The 26,505-nt window shown below is 62.9% G+C and carries 20 protein-coding genes and 2 pseudogenes; 12 read left to right on the forward strand and 10 right to left on the reverse strand.

The window, feature by feature from the left end; all coding sequences use genetic code 11:
- Nucleotides 1-7: 7 nt before the first annotated feature.
- From BAC01S_RS18200 to BAC01S_RS31715, 4 genes are all read right to left on the reverse strand, one after another.
- Nucleotides 8-451, reverse strand: coding sequence for a Zn-ribbon domain-containing OB-fold protein (locus BAC01S_RS18200; RefSeq protein ID WP_027796064.1), 444 nt, complete (start codon nucleotides 449-451; stop codon nucleotides 8-10).
- On the reverse strand, nucleotides 448-1,605 hold the full coding sequence (locus BAC01S_RS18205) for a thiolase family protein (RefSeq protein ID WP_027796065.1): 1,158 nt from the start codon (nucleotides 1,603-1,605) through the stop codon (nucleotides 448-450). The genes BAC01S_RS18200 and BAC01S_RS18205 overlap by 4 nt, the downstream gene beginning before the upstream one ends.
- On the reverse strand, nucleotides 1,602-3,575 hold the full coding sequence (locus tag BAC01S_RS18210) for an acetoacetate--CoA ligase (RefSeq protein ID WP_027796066.1): 1,974 nt from the start codon (nucleotides 3,573-3,575) through the stop codon (nucleotides 1,602-1,604). Before BAC01S_RS18210 ends, BAC01S_RS18205 begins: the two co-directional genes overlap by 4 nt.
- Nucleotides 3,576-3,766: 191 nt before the next feature.
- Complete coding sequence (locus BAC01S_RS31715) at nucleotides 3,767-4,573, reverse strand: GntR family transcriptional regulator (RefSeq protein ID WP_043202678.1); 807 nt, start codon at nucleotides 4,571-4,573, stop codon at nucleotides 3,767-3,769.
- Nucleotides 4,574-5,060: 487 nt separating this feature from the next.
- On the opposite strand from BAC01S_RS31715, the gene BAC01S_RS18220 reads away from it, so the two are divergent.
- The 9 genes from BAC01S_RS18220 to BAC01S_RS18260 all read left to right on the forward strand — a co-directional run bounded on the left by BAC01S_RS18220 (nucleotide 5,061) and on the right by BAC01S_RS18260 (nucleotide 14,615).
- Nucleotides 5,061-5,858, forward strand: coding sequence for an SDR family NAD(P)-dependent oxidoreductase (locus BAC01S_RS18220; protein WP_043202681.1), 798 nt, complete (start codon nucleotides 5,061-5,063; stop codon nucleotides 5,856-5,858).
- 72 nt (nucleotides 5,859-5,930) lie between these two features.
- Nucleotides 5,931-6,575, forward strand: coding sequence for an L-fuculose-phosphate aldolase (locus tag BAC01S_RS18225; protein WP_027796068.1), 645 nt, complete (start codon nucleotides 5,931-5,933; stop codon nucleotides 6,573-6,575).
- Nucleotides 6,576-6,661: 86 nt separating this feature from the next.
- On the forward strand, nucleotides 6,662-7,681 hold the full coding sequence (locus BAC01S_RS18230) for a sugar ABC transporter substrate-binding protein (RefSeq protein WP_027796069.1): 1,020 nt from the start codon (nucleotides 6,662-6,664) through the stop codon (nucleotides 7,679-7,681).
- A 139-nt stretch (nucleotides 7,682-7,820) separates the two neighbouring features.
- Nucleotides 7,821-9,344: a sugar ABC transporter ATP-binding protein gene (locus BAC01S_RS18235; RefSeq protein ID WP_043202683.1), complete on the forward strand. Its 1,524-nt coding sequence runs from the start codon at nucleotides 7,821-7,823 to the stop codon at nucleotides 9,342-9,344.
- Nucleotides 9,341-10,378 carry an ABC transporter permease gene (locus BAC01S_RS18240; RefSeq protein ID WP_043202685.1) on the forward strand — a complete coding sequence of 346 codons (1,038 nt, stop codon included), beginning with the start codon at nucleotides 9,341-9,343 and terminating at the stop codon, nucleotides 10,376-10,378. Before BAC01S_RS18235 ends, BAC01S_RS18240 begins: the two co-directional genes overlap by 4 nt.
- Nucleotides 10,375-11,370: an ABC transporter permease gene (locus BAC01S_RS18245; protein WP_084168642.1), complete on the forward strand. Its 996-nt coding sequence runs from the start codon at nucleotides 10,375-10,377 to the stop codon at nucleotides 11,368-11,370. The genes BAC01S_RS18240 and BAC01S_RS18245 overlap by 4 nt, the downstream gene beginning before the upstream one ends.
- A 15-nt stretch (nucleotides 11,371-11,385) precedes the next feature.
- A complete protein-coding gene (locus BAC01S_RS18250) occupies nucleotides 11,386-12,360 on the forward strand; it encodes a carbohydrate kinase family protein (protein ID WP_027796073.1) in 975 nt (324 codons plus the stop codon).
- Nucleotides 12,361-12,376: 16 nt separating this feature from the next.
- Entirely contained in the window at nucleotides 12,377-13,150 is a 774-nt protein-coding gene (locus BAC01S_RS18255) for an SDR family NAD(P)-dependent oxidoreductase (protein ID WP_027796074.1), read from the forward strand.
- A 43-nt stretch (nucleotides 13,151-13,193) separates the two neighbouring features.
- The gene (locus BAC01S_RS18260) at nucleotides 13,194-14,615 is read left to right on the forward strand and encodes an aldehyde dehydrogenase family protein (protein WP_027796075.1); all 1,422 of its coding nucleotides are present in this window, start codon (nucleotides 13,194-13,196) and stop codon (nucleotides 14,613-14,615) included.
- Nucleotides 14,616-14,881: 266 nt separating this feature from the next.
- Here BAC01S_RS18260 and BAC01S_RS31720 read toward each other — a convergent pair.
- Nucleotides 14,882-15,100, reverse strand: a pseudogene (locus tag BAC01S_RS31720) (transposase); the annotation flags it as partial.
- A gap of 254 nt (nucleotides 15,101-15,354) precedes the next feature.
- Complete coding sequence (locus BAC01S_RS33940) at nucleotides 15,355-16,416, reverse strand: YncE family protein (RefSeq protein WP_245616614.1); 1,062 nt, start codon at nucleotides 16,414-16,416, stop codon at nucleotides 15,355-15,357.
- Nucleotides 16,417-16,767: 351 nt separating this feature from the next.
- On the opposite strand from BAC01S_RS33940, the gene BAC01S_RS18275 reads away from it, so the two are divergent.
- From BAC01S_RS18275 to BAC01S_RS18285, 3 genes are all read left to right on the forward strand, one after another.
- The gene (locus tag BAC01S_RS18275; RefSeq protein WP_156954449.1) at nucleotides 16,768-18,132 is read left to right on the forward strand and encodes a TolC family protein; all 1,365 of its coding nucleotides are present in this window, start codon (nucleotides 16,768-16,770) and stop codon (nucleotides 18,130-18,132) included.
- Between the two features lie 89 nt (nucleotides 18,133-18,221).
- Nucleotides 18,222-19,181: an efflux RND transporter periplasmic adaptor subunit gene (locus BAC01S_RS18280; protein ID WP_169740132.1), complete on the forward strand. Its 960-nt coding sequence runs from the start codon at nucleotides 18,222-18,224 to the stop codon at nucleotides 19,179-19,181.
- Nucleotides 19,178-22,252: an efflux RND transporter permease subunit gene (locus tag BAC01S_RS18285; protein ID WP_027796079.1), complete on the forward strand. Its 3,075-nt coding sequence runs from the start codon at nucleotides 19,178-19,180 to the stop codon at nucleotides 22,250-22,252. Before BAC01S_RS18280 ends, BAC01S_RS18285 begins: the two co-directional genes overlap by 4 nt.
- A 101-nt stretch (nucleotides 22,253-22,353) precedes the next feature.
- Here the strand turns inward: BAC01S_RS18285 and BAC01S_RS18290 are convergent, their stop codons facing one another.
- The 4 genes and pseudogenes from BAC01S_RS18290 to BAC01S_RS34705 all read right to left on the reverse strand — a co-directional run.
- Complete coding sequence (locus BAC01S_RS18290) at nucleotides 22,354-23,229, reverse strand: lipid A biosynthesis lauroyl acyltransferase (RefSeq protein ID WP_027796080.1); 876 nt, start codon at nucleotides 23,227-23,229, stop codon at nucleotides 22,354-22,356.
- 205 nt (nucleotides 23,230-23,434) lie between these two features.
- Nucleotides 23,435-23,818 carry a hypothetical protein gene (locus BAC01S_RS34700; protein WP_156954450.1) on the reverse strand — a complete coding sequence of 128 codons (384 nt, stop codon included), beginning with the start codon at nucleotides 23,816-23,818 and terminating at the stop codon, nucleotides 23,435-23,437.
- Between the two features lie 361 nt (nucleotides 23,819-24,179).
- Nucleotides 24,180-25,106 (reverse strand): class I SAM-dependent methyltransferase, encoded by a 927-nt coding sequence (locus BAC01S_RS31725; RefSeq protein WP_156954451.1) that lies wholly within the window; start codon nucleotides 25,104-25,106, stop codon nucleotides 24,180-24,182.
- Nucleotides 25,107-25,404: 298 nt separating this feature from the next.
- Nucleotides 25,405-26,083 (reverse strand): annotated as a pseudogene (locus BAC01S_RS34705) (transposase); the annotation flags it as partial.
- Nucleotides 26,084-26,505: the final 422 nt, after the last annotated feature.

The raw sequence follows: 26,505 nt of genomic DNA on the forward strand, positions 1-26,505 counted from the left end.
CCTCAGGTCAGGTTTCGTCGGCGTGGGCTTTCACCGCATCGGGTGCGAAGAACGGCAGCACGAACTCGCCGATCTCCACCGGCCGCATCGTCACGCGCATGCCGACTGCCGCGTCCCCGGGATTCGCGAGCAGCAGTTGCGACAGCATCGTCGGCCCCTCGTCGAGTTCGATCAGCGCCACCACATAAGGCGCGGCTTCCGCCCACGCAAAATGGCCCGGCCGATGAATCGCCGAAAAACTCTTTACGGCACCGCGGCCGCTCGCGGCATGCCACACGAGACGCGAGCCCCAGCAATGCGGGCAGTGCGCGCGCGGATAGAACACCCGGCGGCCGCAGTCTTCGCAACGCTGCAGCACGAATTCGCCGCGTCGCACGGCGGCCCAGAACGGCTCGCTGATCGCCGTCGGAATCGGGCCCGGCACCTTGAGCGTAGTGAATACGTCGATCATGAGTCGGCTCCGAGTACGAGTGCGGTCGCTTCGCTGACGGTCGCGCCGTTGCCGGTGACGAGCGCCGTCTGCGCATTGCGGATCTGCCGCGCGCCGGCTTCATGGCGCAGTTGCCGCACCGCTTCGACGACGTGCGTCATCCCGCCCGCGAGGTCGGGCTGACCGCAGCCGAGCTGACCGCCGTGCGTGTTGAGCGGGAAGTCGCCGTCGTGTCCGAAGCGGTGTTCGTCCATCCACAGGCCGAACTGACCCGGCGCGCACAGGCCCGCGTCTTCGAGCGTCAGCGCAACCATGATCGTGTAGCAGTCGTACAGCGACAGCAGACTCATGTCGTTCGCCGCCAGCCCGGCGCGGGCGAGCGCCTGCTCCATCGAAGGCTTCAGCGGCCCGGTGGTCAGCACTTTCATCTGACTGATCGCGCGATGCGTGATCTTCTCGCCGGCGCCAAGCAGATGCACCGGCGGGTGCCGGAGCGAGCGCGCGCGTTCGGCGCTCGTCACCACCACGGCCGCGCCGCCGGCCACCGGCATCACGATCTCGAACAGATGCAGAGGGCTCGCGATGAGGGGTGACGCGAGCACCTCGTCGACCGTCGCGGGCTGTCCGTAGAAGATCGCGTTGGGATTGAGCTGCGCGTTCTGCCGCGCGATCGACGCGATGCGTGCGAACTGCTGCGGCGTCGAACCGTATTCGGACATATGGCGCTGCATCGGCAGCGCGTAGGAAATGTTCGCGCCGGACGCGCCGAACGGCACGTCGAACTCGCGGATCGGATTGCGATTCGGCGAACGGGGCGGCGTGGCTTCGCGTACGTTCGCGAGCACGCACACCACCGCTTCGCACATCCCCATCTCGATCGCGGCAGCCGCGCGCCACAGCATGCCCGCGCCGCTCGCGCCGCCCAGATCGACCACGTTCGACATGCGCGGCTCGATGCCGAGGTATTCGGCCACCGTTGCCGGTACGTGCTGCGGCGTCTCGCCCACCTGCGGCCCGACCAGCAGGCCATCGATCGCGTCCTTCTCCAGACCGGCATCTTCCACGGCAAGGCGCACCGCGTCGGCGATGAACTGCAGCGTGGTCGCGCCTTCGGTACGGCGTACCGGCTTCAGCTCGCCGATGCCGGCGATGGCGCCCATCGAGCGTCGGTTCATGCCGGCTCCTTCGCATACAGCGCCGCGTATTCGCCCAGGCACTCCGGATTGGCGAGCGAGCCGAGGTTCTTCACCGGCACGCCGGCCACGACCGAACGCGCCGCGCCTTCTACGCGCTTGCCGTTGATCGTATACGGCACGGCTTTCACCTGATGGATATGGCGCGGCACATGACGCGGCGAAGCCTTGCGGCGCACTTCCGCGCGCAGGCGATCGGCCAGCGTGGCGTCGAGCGTCAGGCCCTCCTTCATCACGACGCACAGCACGATTTCCTCATCGTCGCCCGCAGGACGGCCGAACACCAGGCAATCCTGAATCTCCGGCTGCGTGTCGATCACGCGATAAATCTCCGCAGTGCCGATGCGCACACCACCGGGTTTCAACGTCGTATCGGTCCGGCCGTAGATGACGACCGCGCCGTGCACCGTCTGCTCGGCCAGATCGCCGTGGGTCCAGATGCCGGGACGCGCTTCGAAATACGCAGCGCGATAGCGCGCATCGCCGTTCTCGCCCCAGAACGTGAGCGGCGCGCTGGGAAACGGCTGCGTGCAGACGAGATCGCCCTTGCGGCCAATCACGGAAGCGCCGCGATCGTCGAGCACGTCGACAGCGAGCCCGAGCCCCTTGCACGCGATCTCGCCGCGATACACCGGATGCAGCGGCGAACCCAGCACGAAGCAGCCGATGATTTCGGTGCCGCCGGAAATCGACGCGAACATCATGTCGTGCTTCACCGCACGATAGAGCCAGTCGAACTGCTCGGGCGCGACCGGCGCGCCCGCGGACAGTACGCTGCGCAGGCGGCCGAGATCGTGCTGCCGCCCGGGTTCGTAGCCGCCTTCCGCGAGCGAGCCCAGGTAGCGCGGACTCGTGCCGAAATGCGTGGTCCCGGCAGCTTCGGCAACGCGCCACAGTACGCCGTAGTCGAGACCCGCCGCACCATCCGCACTTTTGACGACCGGTGCACCGTCGTACAGCACCAGCGCCGCGTGACTCGCGAGACCGGAAACCAACCAGTGGTACATCATCCACGCGGTGTTGGTGTACCAGCTCATCACGTCGCCAGGCCGCACGTCCGCGTGCAACAGATGTTCCTTGCGATGCTGGAGCAGCACGCCGCCCGTCGTATGCACGATGCCTTTCGGCAGACCGGTGGTGCCGGACGTGAACATCACGTAGAGCGGATGAGAGAACGGCACGCGCTCGAACGTCAGCGGTCCGTGCTGCCCCGCGCAGAGTTCGTTCCACGTGAGCGTCGGGACAGTGCCGTCGCCGGCCGGACCGGCGTCGTTTCCGGTCACCACCAGATGCCCGACGCCCGGCATGCCAGCCAGCACGGCGCGCAGGTTGTCGTCGATCGAAAAGTGCTTGCCGTTGTACACGTACGAGCGCGCGGCCACCAGCACTTTCGGATGCACCTGTCCGACGCGGTCGATGATGCCCGGCGCGCCGAAGTCGGGCGAGCACGACGCCCAGATCGCCCCGAGCGAGGCGGTTGCGAGCAGCGCGACGAGCGCATCGACGTTGTTCGGCAAAATGCCCGCCACGCAGTCGCCGGGCGTGACGCCGAGGCGCCTCAAGCCATGCTGCGCCTGCGCAACGAGGCAGCGCAGTTCTCCCATCGTGACCCGCCGCGTGATACCGGATTCGTTCGCTTCGATCAGCGCCGGACGGTCGTCGCTGCCGACGAGCAGATTCTCCGCGAAGTTCAGCAATGCGTGCGGATACCAGCGCGCGCCGAACATCTCGCTATCGCCGTCGCGCTGCAGCGCGACGGCGCCACGCTCGCCGATCACACCCGCGTAATCCCACAGCGCATTCCAGAAGCCGTCGAGATCGCTGATCGACCAGCGGTGCAGCGTGTCGTAGTCCCCGGGATCGAAACCGTTCGCCCGCGCGAACCGCGCAAGATGCGAGTCGGCAAGTTCGTCGGGACCGGGTTGCCAAAGCGGCAAGGCGTCGCGTCTCATAGGTCTTCGTCATGGATCGGGTTGTTGCGGCCGGCCGTATGCCGGGCTCTCATTCGTACCGACTGATCGGTACAGTACGCCAGATCGATGACATCTGTCAAAAGCTTTCGCCACGGGTCGTGGTTTACACGGGGCGGCCTGTCACCGCCGCCCTCGCCTTGCCCCGGTCACGAAAGTACAACCGGCAGCAGTCAGTCCGCGCCATGCAGCAGGTCCGCGCGCGTATGCGCTACCACGTGGATGCGGCTGAACGCGGTGCTGTAAAGACACCGGTAGTATTCGAGCGGCAGCCGGTCCGAGGTGCGGCCGACCGATTCGATCGACACCACCGGCTGGCCACTCGACAGTTGCAGCAACTCCGCCTCTTCGGGGTTGGGCACGGCCGCTTCGAACCAGCGCTCGGAGAACTCGATACGCAGGCCGTAGCGCTCGCGCATCACACCATACGCCGATACGTTGTCGGCGATCAGCGCCTCGATGCCCGGCACGCGATGGCCCGCGAGCATCAGCCACGACAACGCCGTCGGCACGTCGTCGACCGAATAAAGACGATACAGGCGCAGCACGTCTGCGCCGGGCGGCAGCGCGAGCATGTCGCGCTCGCGCTGCGTGGGCCGCTCGCGCGACATCGACAGCACGCGCGTCGTGACTTTGTGCCCGCGGCTGATTTCTCCGAACAGACTCTCGTTCATCGAAGCAAATTCGACATCCGTCTTGCGTGGCGCGACATAGATGCCCTGGCGCGGCACCTTGGTGATGAGGCCAGCCTTGACGAGCGAATCGAGCGCGAGCCGCACGATCGGGCGCGACACACCGAGCAGCTCGCACAGATTCTGCTCGGACGGCACGCGCGCGTTCGGCCTCACGCCCGGGTTGGCGATCGCGGCTTCGAGAACGTTCTTGACCTGCACCCACAGCGGCAGCGGACTGGAGCGGTCGAACTGCTCGGGTCCGCCAAGCAGGTCGTGAAGGTCGGCGGATTCGGCTATCTCGGTCATACGGTCGGATTCGTGCATGGGTCTGGATTATCGGGCAAGTTGCGGCGGCTCACATCTCCGGCTGGATATACATTGCGCGTCACGCGACGCTTCGCGGAAATTCGCCTTGACAACCTCTGTCGCGTTGATCATTATCTGGTTATAACCAACTGGTAACTACCACGTCAACCCACTTTAAATGGGACGACGCACCGGAGACAAGCCTTATGCCCACAGACTGGACCGATTGGTACAGTGCATCTCGACGCATCAACCGGCTATCAAACCGTACTTGAGTACTATCCGCGACTTCCCGTTAGCGCGCTGACGGCGCATGCCACGCGCCATATCCGTTCCGTAGGTCGCAGCAAGATTGGAGTTCGCGCAGTCAATACCTGAGCCGCTTTTCCGACGGAAAAGCACCTCATAATCTGTATCGATCAGTCGGTACTATGCGAAACAACATTACGCCGCATTCCGATGCGGCTACCGGATCAAGAGGCATCGCATGACGCACACCCTGCAGGATCCGTCCCGCTACCCGCAGCGCTTCGACCTGAGCGGCCTCAAGGCCGTCGTGACCGGCGGCGCGTGCGGCATCGGTTTCGAATCGGCGCGCGCGCTCGCTCAGTGCGGCGCGCGTCCCATCCTGCTCGACCGCGATGGCGCAGCGCTCGATCGCGCGGTCGCATCGCTGCGGACCGAAGGCATCAAGGCGGTCGGTCACGTCGTCGACGTGACCGACCCGGACGCGGTCACGCGCGTCGCCGACGAGGTGATCGCAGCAGAACGGACAATCGACGTGCTGGTGAACAGCGCCGGCATTGCCCGCCTGAACCGCGTGCTCGACACGCCCGACGACGAATGGCGCCAGGTGATGGACGTCAACGTCAACGGCACGTTCTGGGTGTCGCGCGCCTTCGGCCGGCAAATGGTCGCGCAACGTTCGGGCAGCATCGTCAATCTGGGGTCGATGTCGGGCCTCGTCATCAACCGCCCGCAGACGGCCGCGTCCTATATGACGAGCAAGGGCGCGGTGCACATGCTCACCAAGGCGCTCGCCACCGAATGGGCAAAGGACAACGTGCGCGTCAACGCGCTCGCACCCGGCTATATCGGCACCGAAATGACGCTCGCGATGCGCGCGCGTCCCGAACTCTTCGACGTGTGGATGGACATGACGCCGATGGGCCGCTGCGGCGAGCCCGCCGAAATCGCATCGGCGGTGGTGTTTCTCGCCTCGCCCGCTTCGTCGTACATGACCGGTTCGATCGTATCGATCGACGGCGGCTACACGTCCTGGTAGCAGGGCCTACGCGGCGGAACCGCCAGGGCCGAGACAAAACCGCAGCAAAACCGTTGCAACACGAGACCCGACATGAACCAGCAAGACATCCAGAAACGCCAGGCGATCATCGATGCGTGCCGCCGCATGAACGCACTCGGCGTCAACCAGGGCACCTCCGGCAATATCAGCGTGCGTCACGAAGACGGCATGCTCGTTACGCCGACCAGCATGCCCTACGACGCGATGCAGCCCGAAGACATCGTCTTCATGAACGCCGACGGCAAATGGGAGGGCGCCCGCCAGCCGTCGAGCGAATGGCGCTTTCACCTCGATATCCTGTGCGCGCGGCCCGACGTGAACGCGGTCGTGCATGCGCATCCGCCGTACTGCACGTCGCTGTCCATCCTCGAACGGCCGATTCCGCCTATCCACTACATGGTGGCGGTGGCGGGCGGCAGCGACATCCGCTGTGCGCCTTACGCGACCTTCGGCACCGACGAACTCTCGGCAAATGCACTCGCTGCATTGCAGGAACGCAAGGCGTGTCTGCTCGCGCATCACGGCATGATCGCGACCGGCACGACGCTCGACAAGGCGATGTGGCTCACCGTCGAAGTCGAAACGCTGGCACGCCAGTATCTGACGTGCCTGCAGGTAGAAGAGCCGCCGCTGTTGTCGGACAGCGAAATCCAGAACGTGATTTCGCGCATGAGCAATTACGGCCACCGCGACTAGTCGCGAGGCGAAGCGTCGCGCCGCCCGCAACCGCAGCGCACCAGAACCGCTGGCCGTATCCCCTATAAATCAGGAGACAGACAGAAATGAACCAGAACCCGCACACCCCCCGCGCCGTTCCCTCCGCGTTGCGCGCGCTTTCGCTGGCCGCCGCGCTCCTCGCGGGACTCGGCATCGTCGCGCAGGCGGCGCATGCCGAACCCTCGCTCAAGGGCAAGCGCATCGGCGTATCGATCACCGGCACCGATCACTACTGGGACCTGATGGCGTTCCGCGGCGCACAGGACGAGATCAAGCGCCTCGGCGGCGTGCCGATCGCGCTCGATGCCGGCCGCAAGGACCAGACGCAGATCGCGCAACTGCAGACGCTGATCGCGCAGAAGCCCGATGCGATCATCGAAATTCTCGGCAACGTCAACGTGCTGAACCCGTGGCTCGAAAAGATCCGCGCGGCGAAAATCCCGCTCTTCACGGTTGACACGGCGACGCCGTACTCGCTCAACGTGACGACCTCGAACAACTACGACCTGGGCGCCGAAATCGCGCTGCAGATGGTGTCGGACATGGGCGGCAAGGGCAACGTGCTGGTGTTCAACGGCTTCTATAGCGTGCCGGTATGCAAGATCCGCTACGACCAGATGAAGTACGTGCTGAGCGCGTTCCCCGACGTGAAGATCATCCAGCCCGAACTACGCGACGTAATTCCGAACACGGTGCAAAGTGCCTATTCGAACGTCTCCGACATGCTGACCAAGTACCCGCAGAAAGGCTCGATCAACGCGATCTGGTCGTGCTGGGACGTGCCGCAGATCGGCGCGACGCAGGCCGTGCAGGCCGCCAGGCGCAACGAGATCAAGACCTACGCGATCGACGGCAGCCCCGACGTCGTGAAGATGGTCGCCGATCCGAATTCGCCGGCGGGCGCGGTGGGTGCGCAGCGCCCGTACGAAATCGGCAAGACCTCGGCCGACAACGTCGCCGCGTATCTGTCGGGCGAACAGGTGCCGCCGTTCACCTTCGTGCCTTCCGTGCTGGTCACGAAGAAGAACGCCGCCGAAACCTCGAAGCCGATTCTCGACGAAGCCGCGAAGGTCGGCGGCAAGTAAGCACAAGTACAGGCACAAAGACAGGCGGCAAAGCACACCGCCGCCCGGCCGCTTCGCCCGCTCGCAGAAAACCGCGAGATCGCGAAGCCAGGAAGCCACGAAAAGGCGAAGCGGCACCGGGCATTCAATGGAGTCAGTCATGGGCAACGAAGCACCGCTCGTCGCCGTTTCGATGAAGGGCATCAGTAAGCGTTTCGGCGCCGTGCAGGCGCTCGCCGATGCGAATCTCGAAGTGGCTTGCGGCACGATTCACGGACTCGTCGGCCAGAACGGCGCGGGCAAGTCGACCATCATCAAGGTGCTTGCCGGCATCAACACCCCCGACAGCGGCACCATCGACATCATGGGTCAGCGCGTCGACCGGCTGACACCCGCGAGTGTGGAAGCGCTCGGCGTGCACTTCATCCACCAGGACCGTCTGCTGGTGCCGACGGCCACCGTCGGCGAAGCGGTGTTTCTGCGCCACGAGCTGTGCTTCGGCCCGTTCGTGAGCCGACGCCGGATGGAGCGCGCCGCCGCCGCGCTGCTGAAGACCTACTTCGATCTCGAGCTGCCGCATGGCCTCCTGATCCAGGATCTGACCACCGCGCAGCAGAAGATCGTGCAGATCACCCGCGCACTCGCGCAGCGCGCAAAGGTGCTGGTGCTCGACGAACCCACCGCCGCGCTCGTGAAGAAGGAAGTGGACAGTCTCTTCACAGTGCTGCGCCGGCTGCGCGACGAAGGTATCGCGGTGATCTTCATCTCGCACTACATGCAGGAAATCGAATCGCTGTGCGACACCGTCACGGTAATGCGCAACGGCACGGACGTCGGCGTGGTCTCGCCGAAAGCGACGCCGATGGACGACATCATCGCGATGATGATCGCGCGCGACGTGGGCGACATGTTCCCGGCACGCGATGCGGCCATCGGTGCGCCGATGCTCGAGGTGTCGAACCTGTCGCGCGAAGGCAGCTTCGCCGACATCAGCCTCGCCGTGCGCACGGGCGAGATCGTCGGGCTCACCGGCCTGCTCGGCTCCGGCGCGAAGGAGCTCGTGCAGTGTCTGTTCGGTCTGCGCCAGGCCGATAGCGGCACGATCGCGGTGGACGGCCGCAAGGTCTCGATCGGCTCGCCGATGCAGGCCGTGAAGAGCGGCATCGCGATGCTGCCGGAAGACCGTCGCGCGCATGGCGTCGCGCTTGGGCTGTCGGTGCGCGAGAACGTCAGTCTCGCAAGCCTCGGCCGTTACAGCCGCATCGGCTTCATGCACGACAGCAGCGAACGCTCGGCGATCGGCAATTTCATCCGCGAGCTGTCAATCAAGACGCCGGGCGGCGACACGCTCGTGCGCAACCTCTCCGGCGGCAACCAGCAGAAGGTCGCGATCGCGAAGTGGCTAAGCTGCCAGTCGAAAGTCTATGTGCTCGACGAACCGACGGTCGCGGTCGACGTGGCCGCGAAAGTCGAGATCTATACCCTCCTCAACCGCCTCGCGAGCGAAGGCGCGGCCATCCTGATGCTGTCGTCCGACCTGCTGGAACTCTCCGGGTTCTGCGACCGCGTGCTCGTCGTGTATCGCGGCGAACTGGTCGGCGAATACAGCGGCGAGCAGCTGGACAGCGACCAGCTGCTCGCGGCCTCGTCGGGTGCCCAGCTCGCAGAAGGAGCCCTCGTATGACTGCCGTACAACGTGCCATCCTGCACGCCGCCGCACCCGATGGAACCGCAGCCGCGCCCACGCGACGCCGCCGCAAGGTGCTGGGCGGCCTCGCGATCCGTCTCGGCGCGCTCGGCGCCTTCGTCGCGATTCTCGTGTACTTCGGTTTCGCCGCACCCGGCTTCATGTTCCCGGGCAATCTCGTCAACATCGTCGAGCAGTCCGCGATTCTCGGCGTGATGGCGTTCGGCATGTCGATGGTGATCATCGGCGGCGGCTCGAACGTAACCGAAGGCGGCATCGATCTGTCCATCGCGGCCAACATGGGAGTGTGCGCCGCGGTCTACGCGAAGATGCTCACGCTCGGCTACAGCGACGTCGCCGCGCTGCCCGTCGTGGCGCTGGCCGGCATCGCGATCGGCGCGCTGAACGCGATCGCGGTGGTCTGGCTCGGCATCCTGCCGCTGCTCGCCACGCTCGCGGTGATGAACATCGCGGCCGGCGTCGAGCTCACCGTCACGCAGAACACGGTGATCAGCGTGAGCTCGCCGGTGATGACCTTCATCAGTTCGTCGTCGCTGTTCGGCATCTCGGCGCTCGCGTGGACGCTGATCCTCGTCTCGCTCGCGATGATCCTGCTCGTGCACTGCACCGGCTTCGGCCTGCGGCTCTATGCCGTGGGCGGCCATCCGGAAGCGGCGCGCTCCACCGGCATCGGCGTGGCGCGCTACCTGATGTTCACTTACATGTTCAGCGGCTTCTGCGCAGCCATCTCCGCGGTGCTGACGGTATCGCGCCTGAGTTCGAGCACGCCGGGTTCGGGCGACATGCTGCTCTCCGTACTCGCGGCTGCGCTGCTCGGCACCGTGTTCTCGCGCCGCTTCGTGCCGACCATCGGCGGCACGCTGCTGAGCGTGCTGTTCATCGGCTGCCTCGCGAACGGCTTCCAGCTGCTGAACGTATCGAGTTACTGGGTGAACGGCGTGCAGGGGGCGCTGATCCTGCTGGTCGTCGCGACCACGTCCTTCGCCCGCAAACCGGAGAGCGCGCAATGAGCACCACACCTGTCCAGCCGGGCCTCACGCGCCACGTCGCGCAGGTGGGCCGGCTTGCCGCGAGCTACAGCCTGATCGTGGTGTTCGTCGCGATCTGCGTGGTGTTCTCGCTCGTCACGCCGACCTTCCTCAGCCCGGCGAATCTCTTCAACGTGCTTGTCAACAACGTCGTGCTGCTCGCGATCGTCGCGCTCGGGTTGACGCTCGTGGTGTCGTCGGGCGGTATCGATCTGTCGGTGGGCGTCGCGGTCGACCTCGCCAGCATGGTGTTCGTGATGCTGCTCGGCGCGGGCTATGGCAACGTCGTCGGCATCGCGGCCGGTCTCGGCGCCGCGATCTTCGTCGGCGTGCTGAACGCAGTGCTCATCACGCGCCTGAAGATCAGCCCATTTCTCGCCACGCTCGGCGTGCTGTTCATCGGCCAGAGCACGCAGCAGCTCGCCACCGGCGGCGGCCAGCCGATCTACCTGATCACCGGCACGCCCGCGCTGCAGTTCGACGCCATCGCCCGTTCGGCGCTCGCGCACATCCCGACGCCCGTGCTGGTGCTGATCGCCTGCGCGGCGGTCGTGTATCTCGTGCTGCATCGCTCGGTGTTCGGCCGGCAGATCGTCGCGCTCGGCGTGCAGCCCGGCGTCGCGCGCTACTCGGGCATCCGGGTCGCGCGGCAGCTGTCGTGGGTGTACGTGGCGTGCGCGCTGCTGTCGGGCATAGCGGGCATTCTGCTGTCCGCCACCGTCAAGTCGTACGTGCCGCTCTCGGGCAACGCGTTCCTGCTCGATTCGATCGGCGCGACCTTCATCGGCACTACGCTGAGCGCCGAGCGCCGTCCGAGCGTGCCCGGCACGCTGCTCGGCGTGTTGATGCTGGCCGCGATGAAGAACGGCCTGCTGCTCGTGGGCTGGAATTTCTACTGGCAGCAGGTCGGTATCGGCGTGCTCGTGTTCGTCGTGCTGGCGGCCAGCTTCGCGCTGCGTCGCCGCTCCCATTGATTCGAGGACTATCAAGTGACTACTTTCGACGTTAGTTGCATCGGCTTTCACGTGCTCGACGTGCTCGGCCGCCCCGTGACCGCGATTCCGCAAGGCGGACGCGCCGCGTACATCGAGGAAATCTGCATGACGGTGGCCGGCACCGCGGGCGCGACCTCGGTGGCGTGCGCGATGCTCGGCATCAACACGCGTTCGGTGACGACCGTGGGCGCCGACGACATGGGGGATTTTCTCGTCACGAAGATGCAAAGTTATGGCGTGGACTGCAAGCTCGTGCGCCGCACGCACGACGTGCAGACCTCCGCGACGATCCTGCCGGTGCGGCCGAACGGCGAGCGCCCCGCGCTGCACGTGCCTGGCAGCGCGAAGGAATTCAACGTCGCCGCGAGCGATCTCGAAGCCGCGCTCGACGCGCGCATCGTCCACGTCGGCGGCACGGGCCTCCTGCGCTCGTTCGACGGCGAGCCGACGGTGGCACTCCTGCGCCGCGCGAAGGAACTGGGCCGCCTCACCACCTTCGACCTGATCCAGGCCACGCCGGAAACGATCGCATTCGTGGAGCCCTGTCTGCCGTATCTCGACTACTTCGTGCCGAGTATCGAAGAAGCCTCGGAGATGGCCGGCACCAGCGACGTTGCCGAAGTGGCGCGCTTCTTCCAGTCGCGCGGCGTGAAGAACTGCATCCTCACGCTCGGCGCGCACGGAGTGTACGTCGCGCCGGAAACCGGCAGCCCGTTCACGCTGCCCGCGTTCGACATCCCGGTGTCGGACACCACCGGATGCGGCGACAGCTTCACCGCCGGCATCATCGTCGGGCTGACGAAGGGCTGGTCGCTGCACGATGCGGCGCAGTTCGCCTCCGCCGTCGCGGCGAAGGTGGCGATGGGGCTCGGCTCGCAAGGCCGTCTCAAGTCGTTCGACGACACGCTGCACGCGATGAAAACGCTGCCGGTCCGTCAGCAGACGCTGTCGACGGCGCCTCAATTCTGATCGGAAACACACTGACATGACCAACGACACCACCCACGCCGCCGCGCGCCAGGTTGCCCTCATCACCGGTGCGAGCCGCGGCATCGGCCAGGCGCTCGCACTGGGTTTCGCGGACGCAGGCTACGACGTCATCGTGACGGACCTGCCACAGACGGAGGCGGCGCTGCGCAAGACCGCCGAGATGATCGGCCTGCGCGACCGTAAGGCCTGGCTCTACACGCTCGACGTCAGCAACCGTGCGCAGATCGACGCGACCGTGCAGCGCGCGCTGGCCGACGCGGGCCGGATCGACGTGCTGGTGAACAACGCCGGCATTCTGAAGCCCTCGCTGCTGCAGGACCTCGACGAGAAGACTTGGGATGCGCATTTCGACGTGAACGTGAAGGGCGTGCTGATGATGTGCCAGGCCATCATGCCGCACATGCGTGCGCGCAAATCCGGACGCGTGATCAACATTGCGTCGATCGCCGGACGCCAGGGGGTGCCGACACAGGGGCACTACGCGGCCACCAAGTCCGCCGTGATCACGCTTACGCGCGTGCTCGCACAGGAAGCCGGCATGGACGGCGTGACGGTCAATGCGATCTGCCCCGGCATCATCCTCACCGAGATGGGCCGCAACAACCTCGGCAGCGAGGAAGCCGTACGCCACTGGGAAACCGTGGCCGCGCTCAGGCGTCTCGGCACGCCCGAGGACATCGTCGGCCCGGCGCTCTTCTTCGCTTCGGAACAGTCGGCATTCGTGACCGGCCAGGCGCTCAACGTCTGCGGCGGCATCTACTTTCACTGACCGATACGCGACGCCTCTCGACGGCGTCGCAGAGGAGACTACAATGGATAGAACGAACCGCTTCTACATCAACGGCGAGTGGGTCGTGCCGCATGGCCGCGAGCGCTTTGCCATCGTCAATCCGGCCACCGAGGCCGTGACCGGCGAACTCGCAATGGGCGACGCCGAGGATGCGAACGCCGCCGTCGCTGCGGCGCGCGCCGCATTCGACGGCTGGTCGGCCACGCCACGCGACGAACGACTGCGTCTGCTGAAGGCGCTACTCGATTGCTACAACGCCGGCGCGGACGAGATAGCCGCACTGATGACGAAGGAAATGGGCGTCGCGAGCGCCTTTTCGCGCAGCGCGCAGATCGCGCTCGGCCGCGCGCATCTGGAAACCGCGATCCGCGTGCTCGGCGATTTCGAGTTCAGCGAGAAGCGCGGCAACACGCTGCTGACGAGGGAACCGATCGGCGTCTGCGCGCTGATCACGCCATGGAACTGGCCGATGAACCAGCTTGTCGTGAAAGTCGCGCCCGCGCTCGCGGCCGGTTGCACGATGGTGGTCAAGCCGAGCGAATTCTCGCCGTACAGCGCGCTGCGGTTCGCGCAGATGGTCCATGACGCGGGTTTTCCGCCGGGCGTCTTCAACCTCGTCAACGGTGACGGCGTGGTGGTGGGCGAAACGCTGTCGCGCCATCCCGAGGTCGACATGGTGTCGATCACCGGTTCGACGCGCGCGGGGATCGCGGTCGCGAAGTCCGCCGCGGACACCGTCAAGCGTGTGCATCAGGAACTGGGCGGCAAATCGGCCAACATCATTTTCGGCGATGCGGATTTCGATCGGGCGGTGGCGTTCGGCGTGCGCGCCAGCTACCTGAACTGCGGCCAGTCGTGCAGCGCGCCAACCCGCATGCTGGTGCCGCATTCAATGATGGAGCGCGCCGCCCGGGTCGCCGCCGATACGGCCAATGGCATTCGTGTCGGTGCGCCGGAGTCCGACAGCTCGGATCTGGGCCCGGTCGTCAACGCCAGACAGTATGCGCACATACAGGAGTTGATCGAAAGCGGCGTCGCGGAAGGCGCGAAGCTCGTCGCCGGCGGCGCCGGGCGGCCGGAAGATCTGTCGAAGGGCTATTTCGTGCGGCCCACGGTGTTCGCGAATGTCGCGAAAGACATGCGGATCGCGCGCGAGGAAATCTTCGGTCCGGTACTGTCGATCATTGGCTTCGAGGACGAGGCCGACGCGATCGCCATCGCCAACGACAGCCCGTATGGCCTCGCGGGCTACGTGCAGACTTCCGATGAAGACAAGGCGCGGCGGGTAGCCGCGAAGCTGCGCGTCGGCAACGTCTATATCAACGAGGCCCCGTGGGACGCGGGTGCGCCGTTCGGCGGCTACAAGCAGTCGGGCAACGGTCGCGAGCACGCCGAGTTCGGCCTTGGCGACTATCTCGAGATCAAGGCGGTCGCGGGCTGTTGAGCGATCTCACCACTCACCCCATAGCATGGAATCCAAACGGGCTGCACACCGGCGCCGCAGCACCTCCGACCTTGGCAGATGGGCAGCGACGCTCGACGAGCAGGATCGGGTACTCCTACTGGAAGCACTCGACGCACTGCTGCGCGAGCGGCGGCGCGCGATGGAACTGAGCCGCGTCGTGCTCAGCGAGCGGGCTCGCGAAGCGATCGGTTTCGAGGACTTTGGTATAGGAGAGGTGCTGCGTGCTGCCAGGGCGTTGGCGATATGAGTTCCGCAACCAGCTTCCTGAGCCGCGCATTCTCGTCCTGGCGTTGCTTCAGTTCACGGACCTGGTTTGACTCCAGGCCCGCATACCGCTTCTTCCAGCGGTAGTACGTCTGCTCAGAGATTCCCAGTTGCCGGATCAGGTCCGCCACCGGCATGCCCAGCTCGGCCTGCTTGAGCGCTGCCACGATCTGCTCCACCGAGTACTGTTTGCGTTTCATCGCCAACCTCCCGCCTCATGGGGAAAATTGTTCCGAAACACTAACACTCATTTCTGTCCTGGATTCCTGCAGCAGACCATTAATTCTGACCCACCTGGGTTTACGGACGCCATTGTGGACCTTCTCAAACGCAGAAGCCACGTGCGGAAAATCTGGCGCATACGGTTGTCCGACAAGCCCTGCCTCACACCAGTCGACGAGCGTGCCCGCTGCGTATCGGCAACGGCGTGATCGATCATTCGCCCAACGGATCCTCAACGCCCGAAAACCTCGATACATCCTCTCGGGCAGTTAGCGCTGCCCGCACCTACCGGTACGAAAATGGTCCCGTTCTCACCGGCAATCGAATGCGCGCCCTTTCCAGTGGGAACGTTGCCTATCCATCGAACTCGGCGCGCGTCAATGATCCCGACCACGGGTCCACCGGGGTTACCTACCGCAGCCAGTACATAATGTCCCGACGCCGGGTCATACCAGATCTCGTCGGATCCACCGACTTGCCCAAAGGTCCGGCTCACTGCGTCGGTGTCCACATTGAGCAATAACGTTCGTGCGGAAAAGCCCGCACTCACGGCATCATCACTACATCCGACAAGCAATTGGTTTCCCGGCCCCGCAGCGAGTCCGGCCGGCATGCACTTCGATACATGATCCATTCTGACAAGCCGCCCTTGCCTCGGATCCAGCACTGCGACTCCTCCATCGGCGGGCTTATTGTCGAGCTTCGGAATCGCAACATAAACCATGCCGCTTCTCGCGTCCCAGACCGGCTGCTCGATCCCGTCGCTTGCCATGGGTAATGTGATTTTCGAACGGACGGCGTATGGTGGCCGCGATGAAATCAGCGTCACGAAAGGCGGTTCGTCGGCGTTGTTAGCGGCAATCACCAGATGATCTCGCGGATCGTACGCGAGTTCATCCACTCGTTTGACACCCCCGGTCGAAACCGATGTAACAGTGTGCGCAGCGATGTCAATAATCTTTGCACTACTGTTTCCGTCCCCCGCCCAGACTTGATGGCCGTCGATGAGGAGCACACCGTTAGGGCCGCCACGGTCATCACTTTGCGCTCCTTCAAATCCGCCAAGTCTTGCCACGAACCTCCGATCTCGTGTGTTGACGAGGTCGACTGAGGCATTTGACCGATCAGCCAATGCGTATAGGCCACCAGCTGCAAAGCCAATATCAAAGCTCTTCAGTGGCACGCCGGGTAAATCGATTCGGCCGACGAGATGTTCCAGCCCATTCGCATGAGCGGTAACGACACACGTTGCAGAGAATATGAGTGCGCCGATAGTTGAGATGTTGAATGGCATATTTGCACGGATAGGTTGAACAGTGCACGCAGTTGTCAAAAGCCAACAGACCGGGAAGCAACGAATCGAGATATCGGATCAACCGGAAGCCGGGCGATATTCCGGAGGAACTGAGTCCGCAGTCCCCGACGAAATCGCAGAATCGCGACAGTCTAGACGATCAAGCCTTATCTCAACCTTAAGCGCTGCAAGACTCAAAAATTACGGGAAAAACCACTGAAAATCAGTACGTGCCATGCCCGAAAGCCAGTTACTATCCGGCGATTGATAGCGGGCGTGCGATGAAGTCATTGTTAGCCGCCTTGCGATTCCCCACACGACACTGTTCGTGCGACAGCACTACGAAACATCGTGAGAAAGATCTTTTCCAATCCGGCTGTATTTTCGATTGCACTAGTCATCTCCGGATGCACGTCATACCAGCCGTTGCCGCTAACGCAACACGCCCGGCTTGCGGAGCATATCGAGAACATCCGGCATACCCTTCCCGCGCTTGCGGGCGAGGCTGGTGCGACCGACATCGACATCACCAGACCGCTGACCGTCGCGCAGATTGGCTTGCTCGCCATACTCAACGCCCCTGAACTACAGACCGAGCGAGGTGAACAGGCGGTTGCCGAGGCCCATCTGATCCAGAGCGCGATGCTTCCCAACCCATCGGTCGGCCTCGGATATGCTGCGTTGCTCGGTGGCCCCGGCACCACTGGCGCATACACGGCGTCCCTTTCCCAGGACATTGCCTCGCTCGTAACCTATCGCCGACGCGTTGCCGCCGCACGCGCCGGCGTGGAACAGGTCAATGCCAATCTGCTCTGGAAAGAATGGCAGGTTGCGCAAAAGGCGCAACTTCTCGCTGTCGATCTGTACTGGGGAATCCGTTCGATCTCCGCCATGGAAGAGGAACTCGCCCTGGTATCGCGAACGACTTCCGACGTGCGCACCGCGGTCGCCGCCGGCGACATGGGCCTTGCCGATCTCGCCCCCGTGCAGGATTCAAGGGCCACGACCGAGCGGTCGCTCGCATCGCTGCGCGAATCACAGTCGGCCAACTGGCAGAGCCTCGATGCGCTTCTCGGCATGAAGCCCGAGGTCCGGTTTGCCATTGCCAAACCCAACCTTCCCGCCCTTCCCGCCGATTCCGACGCGCTGGTAGCCAATGTCCAAAGCCGACGCCCAGATCTGGTTGCACTTCAGCTTGGTTATCGCTCTGCCGACGAAAGCGTGCGAGCAGCCATCCTCGGACAGTTTCCCGCACTGGTGCTGGGAGGAACCTGGGGCTCGGATACGTCGGACATCAGATCAGCCGGCCCGGTAGCAACCTTCGACCTGCCCATTTTCGACCGCAACCAGGGGCAGGTCGCACAGACACAGGCAACCCGCCTGCTCCTGCATGAACAGTATCAGCAACAACTCGACGATACCGTCAGCAGCATTCTCGGCCTCCAGGCGAAAAGTCAGCGCATCGCCGCGACTCTTGAGACTGCCACGCAGGCAGCAATGTCCGCCCAATCTCACGCCAATACGGCAAGGAGTGCCTACGAAAGCAGAGATATCGACCAGCGTACGCTTACCGACTACGAAACGACCTCACTGCAGAGAACGACCGAGGTGTTCGACCTCGAACGCGGACTCGACGAAGCGCGCGTCGCGCTCGCACTGGAACTGGGTCTCGGACTACCCTCGGCCCGCATTGCCCCGCTTGATCAAACGAGGTAATCACGATGCCTCTCAAACCCCTTGCCATCCTCACATTAGTCATGTTTTCAGCGCGTTGTCTGGCAGATGCACCAGGTCCCGCGCCCAGTGTGCTTGTCACGACCACCACACTGCACCACGCGAGCTTGCCGCACACGATCGATGCCTACGGCGTTGCGCAGATCCCCGCGCAGGCAATCCATAGTGTAACGGCCACTACATCGCAAGCCGTGAAAATAATTTTCGTCCGGGAGGCCGAGCAGGTCGACGCCGGCGCGCCACTGGTACAGCTTGCGCCAAGCCCACAGACGACAGCGGGCTACACGCAGGCTCAGTCGGCGGCACGCGTCGCGGAGCAATTAGCGTCGCGTACCCGCCAGCTGTTCGCTCAACACCTGGCGACAGCCCAGCAACTCGCGGACGCGCAGAAGTCCGCAAGCGACGCCCACGCAAACCTCGCTGCACTCACTGCCGACAGTGCCGGTGCGATTACGATCATAAGGTCACCTTACAAGGCGATCGTCGTGCACGTTGCGGCGACCGCTGGCGCGCTCGCGTCGGCGGGTACGTCTCTGGTCGAGCTCGCCAGGCCCGACGGCCTCGTCCTGAAGGTCGGTCTCGTGCCGCCCGCCGCGGTCGAGGTCAACCCCGGGAATCCGGCACAGATATCGGCCACTGGCCCGGGGAGGACGTGTTCCGGCACCGTCCGGCAGCGCGGCGCACTGATCGATCCGGCAACGGGTCTCGTCCCGGTGGAGATCGCGGCAAGCGCGAATTGCCTCCTCTCGGGAGAAACCGCACGGGCCACCATCACAGTCGGCAATCTGGAAGGGTATGTCGTGCCACACGCGGCGATTCTGGTCGACGACAAAGGGCATCCGTATATTGTGCAAGCCAATGGCATGACCGCCCGGAAGGTGGCCGTGACGATCGTCGGCATTCACGGCAAGGAAGATGTCGTCGCCGGCGACGGGCTGAACGCTGAACAGCCTGTCGTGCTGTCCGGCAACTATCAGCTCGACGACGGCGACCGGATTCGACTCGCTCCGTCCGACGCGGGGGCCCAATGAGCTTTGCCACCTGGCTTCAGCGCTATCGGCTTCCGGTACTCTGTGTGGCCTTCGTGCTCGCGCTCGCCGGCGTGTATGCCACCGTGAATTTGCCGGTAGGACTGTTTCCCGTCACCAGTTTCCCCCGCATCCGCATCGAGGTGGATGCGGGCAGCATGCCCGCCAGACAGATGCTCGTCGACGTGACGGAACCTCTGGAGACGGCCGCACGTGCGGTGCCCGGGGCCGTGGACGTTTCGTCGACAACCTCGCGAGGATCGGCTGAGATCTTCGTCGACTTCCCGTGGGGATTCGACATGAATCAGGCATTGCTGAGCGTTGACGCAGCCTTCGCGCAGCGCATGCCCGATCTTCCCCAGGGAACAGCCTATAGCGCGATCCAGATGAGCCCGAACATCATCATGCCGTTTGTATCGTACGCACTGGTTTCCGGAAGTATTCCGTCCTCTGAACTGCGGCAGATCGCGTACTACCAGATCAGACCGCTGTTGACCGGCATAGCCGGTATTCGACGCATCGGCGTGCTGGGCGGCAAGACACCCGAGGTGCAGGTCTCAGTCGAGCCGCAAACACTCCAGGCCTATGGTCTTACGCTGGCCGACGTCACCCGCGCCCTGTCGGATACCAACACCGTCACGGCGGTTGGCCGGCTGGAGGATGACGATCGGCTCTATCTTGCCGTCGGCAACAATGCGTACACTTCGCTCGACGCGGTACGCAAGGTGACGATCCAAACGGGTAAAGGGGGGGTCGTGCCCCTCGCGCAGATTGCGCGGATCAATATGGGATCGGAGCCTCAATGGCTGCTCGTGAGCGATAACGGTCATCCCGCGGTCACGTTCGACATATTTCAGCAGGATCATTCGGATTCGCTGGGCCTCGCGAAGCAGGTGACGCAGCGCCTCGATGCGTTTATGAAAACGCAGTCGAAAGAGATTCACCTCTACAAATGGTACGACCAGACCCAACTTGTCCGCTCGTCGATTTCAGCTCTCGAGGAAGCCATCGCCATCGGTCTCGTCTTCGCTGCAGGCGTGCTTTTCGCTTTCCTCAGAAACTGGCGCGTCACCGCGGTGGCCATGATCATCGTACCGATGTCCGTGCTGTGCAGCATTCTGATCCTGTCAATGTTCGGGATGACCTTGAACATCATGACGCTCGGCGGCATAGCTGCCGCCATCGGACTGCTCATCGACGACGTAATCGTCATGATCGAGCACATTGCCCGCCGCGCCGGCGCCCCGGATCAGCAAAACCCCGATGCAACCGTGCTTAAGGCCGCACGGGAATTTCTCTCTCCCCTGCTCGGCTCGTCACTCGCCACCACCATCATTTTCATTCCGCTCGCCTTCCTTTCCGGCGTCACCGGTGCGTTTTTCAAGTTCCTGTCGTTGACGATGGCGGTGTCGCTGATCATTTCCTTCATGCTCACCGCATTCGCCTCGCCGCTGCTCGCGCGGATGCTGATCGACTTCAGTAAATGGTCGGATCCGGGCCACGGCAGACAGACGCGGGCGCGGCAAGTTCATGCGCGGCTGCTCGACCAGCTGTTTCGCAGTCCCTGGCTGATTGCTCCTGGCCTGCTCGTTCTCGCTGGTGTCGGTTATGTGGCTTACCATCACGTCGGCACGGGTTTTCTGCCCCGCATGGACGAGGGCGGCTTCGTGCTCGACTACAACACCGCACCTGGCACGTCGCTGAGCGAAACCAACCGCGAACTCCAGCAGGTCGAGGCGCTGCTCAAACAAAGCCCCTACGTGGATACGTACTCGCGCCGCACCGGAGGAGGACTGGGGGGCGATCTCACGGAAACCTATCAGGGCGACTTCTTTGTTCATCTCGTGGATCCCTCAAAACGCCCCGACATCTGGAAAGTCATGGACGGCATATCCGGTGATATTGCCCAGCTCGTGCCCGGAATCGATTTCGACGCCCACCAGTTGATGGACGACATGATCGGCGACATGGTGGGCCGTCGGCAACCCGTCGTGGTGCAACTGAGCGCAAAGGATCCGGATGTCCTCGATGAAGTCGCGAAGAAGGTGGCTGACTCCATCCGCAAGGTTCCGGGCATCGAGCCGGCATCAGTGAATGACGGTGTGATCCCCGCTGGCGACGCGCTCGAGATTCACGTCGATCCAGCAGCAGCGTCCCTCAAGGGAATGACATCCGCCGATGTCGAGGCACAGGTCTACCATTATCTGAACGGCAAGGTGGTCACCCGTTACCTCGGTACAACACAGGATGTCGGGGTCAGGCTTTGGCTGGACGCGCCGCATGACCCGATCTACAGGGACCAGCTCGGCGAACTCCCGATCACTACGCCGGACGGTCAGCTGTTTCCGCTTGGCACGGTGGCAACCGTGCAGTTCGTTTCCGGACAACCGCAGCTGACGCGTGACAATCTCGCCCAGATCGTCGCCGTCACGGCGCAGATCGGCGGGTCGCATGACCTGGGTTCAACCATTGCCACCGTCGGGCAGGCGCTCGACCAACCCGGCATCGTTCCGCCCGGCGTGACCTATACGTTCGGTGGCGCCTGGCAGCAACAGCAGATGGCGGCCCGGGGAATGATCAAGGTGTTCGCGGCGGCGGTCGCCGCGGAACTGGTTCTCCTGCTCTTTCTGTACCGGGAACTGGCCATTCCGCTGGTCATCATGGCCACCTCGCTTATTTCGACCGGCGCCGTGTTCATCGGCCTCTGGCTGACCGGCGTCGAGCTGAACATTACGGCCATGATGGGCATGGTGATGATCGTCGGCATCGCGACGGAGATGGCGATTTTTCTCGTTTCGGAGTACCAGATGCTGCGCAGAGGGATGAGCGCGAGCGTCGCAATACAGGAGGCGGCGCTCAATCGGCTTCGTCCGATCCTGATGAGCACGCTCGCGATGATATTCGCGCTCGTTCCGTTAGGTGCTTCAATCAGCGGATCGGGTGATCAGATGCTGCAGCCGCTGGCTATCGCGATTATTTCGGGGGCGCTCGTGCAGTTGCCGCTTGTACTGCTCGCCATGCCTGTGACAATTGGTCTCCTCGGGCGCAACCGTGTCCGGAAGGAGGAGTCGTGAACTGCGTACTTGATCGGGTGGCCGGAAGTCGGGCACCGCAAACGGTCAACGTAGGGCGCCCCCTGCAAGCAGTGCCACGCGAGGCGCCTTCGGTACAACTCTCAATATACCGAATCCATTCCCGGCGGGCGGTGCTTGAAACGTCGGTGCACCCAGTAATACTGCTCTGGAAACCTAATGATCTGCTCCTCGAGAAACGCATTCATGCGTCGCGCGTCGACCTCGTCATTCCCCGACGGGAAATCTGCAAGTGCTTCGAAAATTGTCAGCTTGTACCCCTGATACTTCGGAAGCACCTCCGTCACGAACGGTACAACCCGCGCGCCGCCCAGTCTCGCCAGCCGCGAAACAGCCGTGAGTGTGCACGCGGGAACATCGAAAAAGGGCACAAAGACCGAACCGTCGACACCGTGGTCCATGTCCGCTGCAAGCATGACGGGCTTACCGGAACGCAGCAAGCCAACAATCTTTCGTGCACTGGTCGCGCGTTCAATCATTTCGGCGCCGAACCGACCACGTTGCCGCCTGGCCAGATCGCATAAGACCGTGTTCGACATACGTGTGTACAGTGAGGCCACAGGGTAGCGGGTTGAGTAGAGCATGCAGCCGACCTCAATGCCTACAAAATGAAAGCCCATGAAGATGGTGGGTGGTGCAACTTCGTCATCGAGATCGATCCTGCTCTCGATTTGCACGATGTCCCGCACCGACTGGGCATTGCCAAACCACTGAATGCCTCTCTCAAGATAGCTGCGAACAACATGGCGAAAATGAGCTCTTGCGAGTCTCCGCCGCTCACATCCGCTCTTCTCCGGGAAGCAGAGATGCAGGTTCACATGGACAATATGCTTGCGGCGGCTCGGCAGCGCATACAACGCAGTACCAACACCCACCCCGAGCCGCGCTACGAACCCATAGGGAAGTACGGAGAGTATGCGCAGCAATGTCACGATAAGCGCACGATTGAAGTGTTTCAAAGCCCGTCCCTTATTGATGGCAAAGTCTCGAACGCAAGATCATATACGACGCAGACGAGCCTCCAGTCTATCGCTGTTTCATTCGCGTGCTTTCGTTCCAGTCCGACATGCCATAATCGAATCGAATATTTATCGGAGTGCATGTACGACTGAACGGACGCAACGGTCCGGGCAATCTCGTCGAACGCACTGCCGTGAAAACCACCTAGTCCCGGCCGCCCCCCGTCTGCCGGCCGACCGGTTCGCTTGACCAACCAGAAAGGCCGACATGGAGCAGCACAAGTCTGCGCCGCATGCAGTGCTTTGAAACGGATACAGTGGGTGAGGCACCGTCGTAAAAAACGGCGTCCCGGTTTGCCAAAGCACGATCAAAAGCCCGTCGAGCAACGATCTTTACCCACACCACCGAGGCCACGATCAGGGAAATAGCGTAGAGCCTGAACGACTCGGGGAGTTGAAGTCCTGTCGATTTATTTGAAATCGCTGCCGGGACGAAGAGGATTAACTGGATGCAAATTGCCGAAAGCGAAGCCACGAAAAGGTGGGTGCGGAAAATACGAATCAACCTGGCACTCTTGTCATAGCGCACGGACACTCTTCCTGATGCTTGTTCGGCGACCGGATGGCACAGCTCAAACCCCGGCTGCAATTCGCAGTTCGAAATATGCACTGGTATGAAGAAAAATCTTTCCCCAACGCATACCGTCCAACAATAACACCGGAAGCTTAAGGTACGCTGAGCTGCCTCCTCCGATCGAGTGATTGTTTTCTTACTGTTCCATCTGTTCATGTTGGCGTTCGCGCAGGCGCTTTCCGCGGACCGTCCATTTTTTTATTCAGCATTCTCAGCACAAACCGCTCGCTTCGTCCGAACCACTCATCGCTCAGACACGCCGCCAAATGGCGAGCCGAGGCCATCTTCGCATCGGGAATCTGCGGCGGCACACCTGCTATGACGCAAGTGGCCTTGTCGCGCTCAGGAATGCTGTGCGTATGGCGAAGGATTGCTGGCCTGAAGTGAGAAGCGGACGTAATGCTTGCTCAATGCGTTGGGCCTCTTCTCTGGTGAACGTATTGTAAAGCAACTCTCCAAGAGGCGGGGCCCATGGGAAAGGCGGATTTTTCAGCAGAACATCCCACGACGTGGTGGGCGAAGGACCTACGTCGATATGAAATTCCATGTGGATGTCTGTAAACCCGGCATCCATGGCATAGCGCACCAGGTCTCGTTCGTTATAGTTGGTGACCGGATTCGCTGCGATACCTTCGTCGGTGCCGGGAAGGTGCGTGATTTTCCAGCGATAAAGCAGACGGGAAATATGATCGTCAGTACCGGCCGGAAGCGCGTCGACCGTCTTCTTCAAGGCAACTACGTCGAGCGCGTCGTCACGGCAGATAGGCTCGGCGATGGAAATCCGCCCGCCAGGCTTCACGACACGGTAAAACTCGCGCAGCACGGCGAGTTTGTCGGGTAGATAGGCCAGCACCGCACGGGTCGTAACAGCATCGACGCTGGCGTTTCCAATGCCCTCAAGCGCCTCGGCTGAGCATTGGGTAAAAGTGCACTGTGCTCGAACCCCGCATTGGATCGCGGTTGCTTCGGCATGCTCAAGCAACGTAGAGGAAATATCAATCAGGATCGTTTGCAGAGAGGGGCCGATGCGGTCTATCGCGCGAAACGCAACAAGGCCATCGCCCGTGCCAACGTCGACAAGGGTCATGCCTGCCTCAAGCCTGGCGCCGTCGATGACACGATCGGCATATCGACTGATATCGGCACGGAAAGCCCGCTCGTGGACGGGATCACCGGCAAACCGCTCGCGCAGAAGCCAATTGGCCCAAAGGTCGGATTGCACACCTTCTCGCTTGGTGTTCATCGATTGCAGGTCCACTAGAATGCCTGGAAATTCGCTGGATAGGCCGATCCCATTCAGGACCGAAACAAAGCGTTGTTCGGAGGGTTGTTTTGTAAACCTGAACTATATCGGCCAGAACTTATGGCAACCTTAAGGGCTCCGTCCGTACTGGCGATGCTCATACCTTGAGCTGCGCGCGGCAGCTTCGCCATCCCGACTGAGATGCTTAATGCCGCTCGCGAGCCGTATGCGGGAAAACTCGCACGCACGGTTCTTCGGGGGCCGCGTTTCCGGGAGGAAGCGCGGCTACCCTCCCGACGCGTGAACAGATGACAGCGGCAACGAGGGAGAGCAACGCAACATGAATGTCGAGACGACGCTCGAAACGAGTGCGCAGCTTGCCGAAACCGGCAAACCAGGCATGCGCGCGTTCGACGACCCAGCGTTGCCGCTCCTTGCTCTCTACCCCTTTGCGAGCGATACGAGCCGCGATTCCGCGCCGCGTCAGGTAACGCCGGCAGCGGGCAAAGTCATAGCCATTATTTGGGGGGCTGGCCATTCAGTCCAGACATCGCCGGGATGGCATCGACTGTCCACTCAAACGCCATCGAGTCGTGCCGGTTGGCCTCTGTGACCGTGACAGCAAGCGGAATACCTCGCGCATCTACGACGATGTGCCGCTTCGACCCGAGCTTGCCCGGTCTGTCGGGTTGGCGCCGGTTTCCAGCCCCAGGGGGCTGGAAACGCTGGCCACATCAAGGCTTGCTCGCTCCCAATCAACCTGGTCGTGCTCACGCAGTCGGCGCAGCATTGCCAGATGCAACCGGCCCCATACGTCTGCAGCGTAGGATGCCCGTCTGCAAGACACACAGGATGCCGTGCAGTGCTGCGCGGTCATCAACCGTGCGGCGTCGGCCATCTTTGGTCGACGGCGTAAATGCCGGAATCAGCGGTTCCAGTGCAGCCCATAATTCGTTACTGATTTTTCGTCTGGCCATGCCACCATGGATATGGCGCATACGGCTTGATGGCCAGGTTGTGTTAGCCACTCTTAGCCATCGAACTTCCGTAGCTGACCCGGAACAGCCCGTCAAGCTTCTCAAAAGCGGTCAATCGAATCGGTATCGGCGGGCGCGGGCAGCGTCGATCTACGGCGAAATCGTTCCCTATGTGACGTGCTCAAAGGGTGCCGGATTTGCCGATCGGGGCGTCCCAGCTTGGATCTCAGCGAGCGCGTCGCTGAACGCGTATATCTCCGCAGTCCCCCCATCTAACCGTCCACTTCGGGGAATCTTTGTTGCATGCCGGCTCATCCAGCGCAGCAGAGACGCCCAAAACCGTCTTGTTGGTTCTGCATCGGAGCCGTTCGAGTGCCGCGCTCCACTCCATTCGATTGAGGAGATAGCGATGGCGTCTGGCT

Source organism: Paraburkholderia acidipaludis NBRC 101816, assembly GCF_000684975.1.
In the GTDB taxonomy this organism is placed as follows: Bacteria; Pseudomonadota; Gammaproteobacteria; order Burkholderiales; family Burkholderiaceae; genus Paraburkholderia; species Paraburkholderia acidipaludis.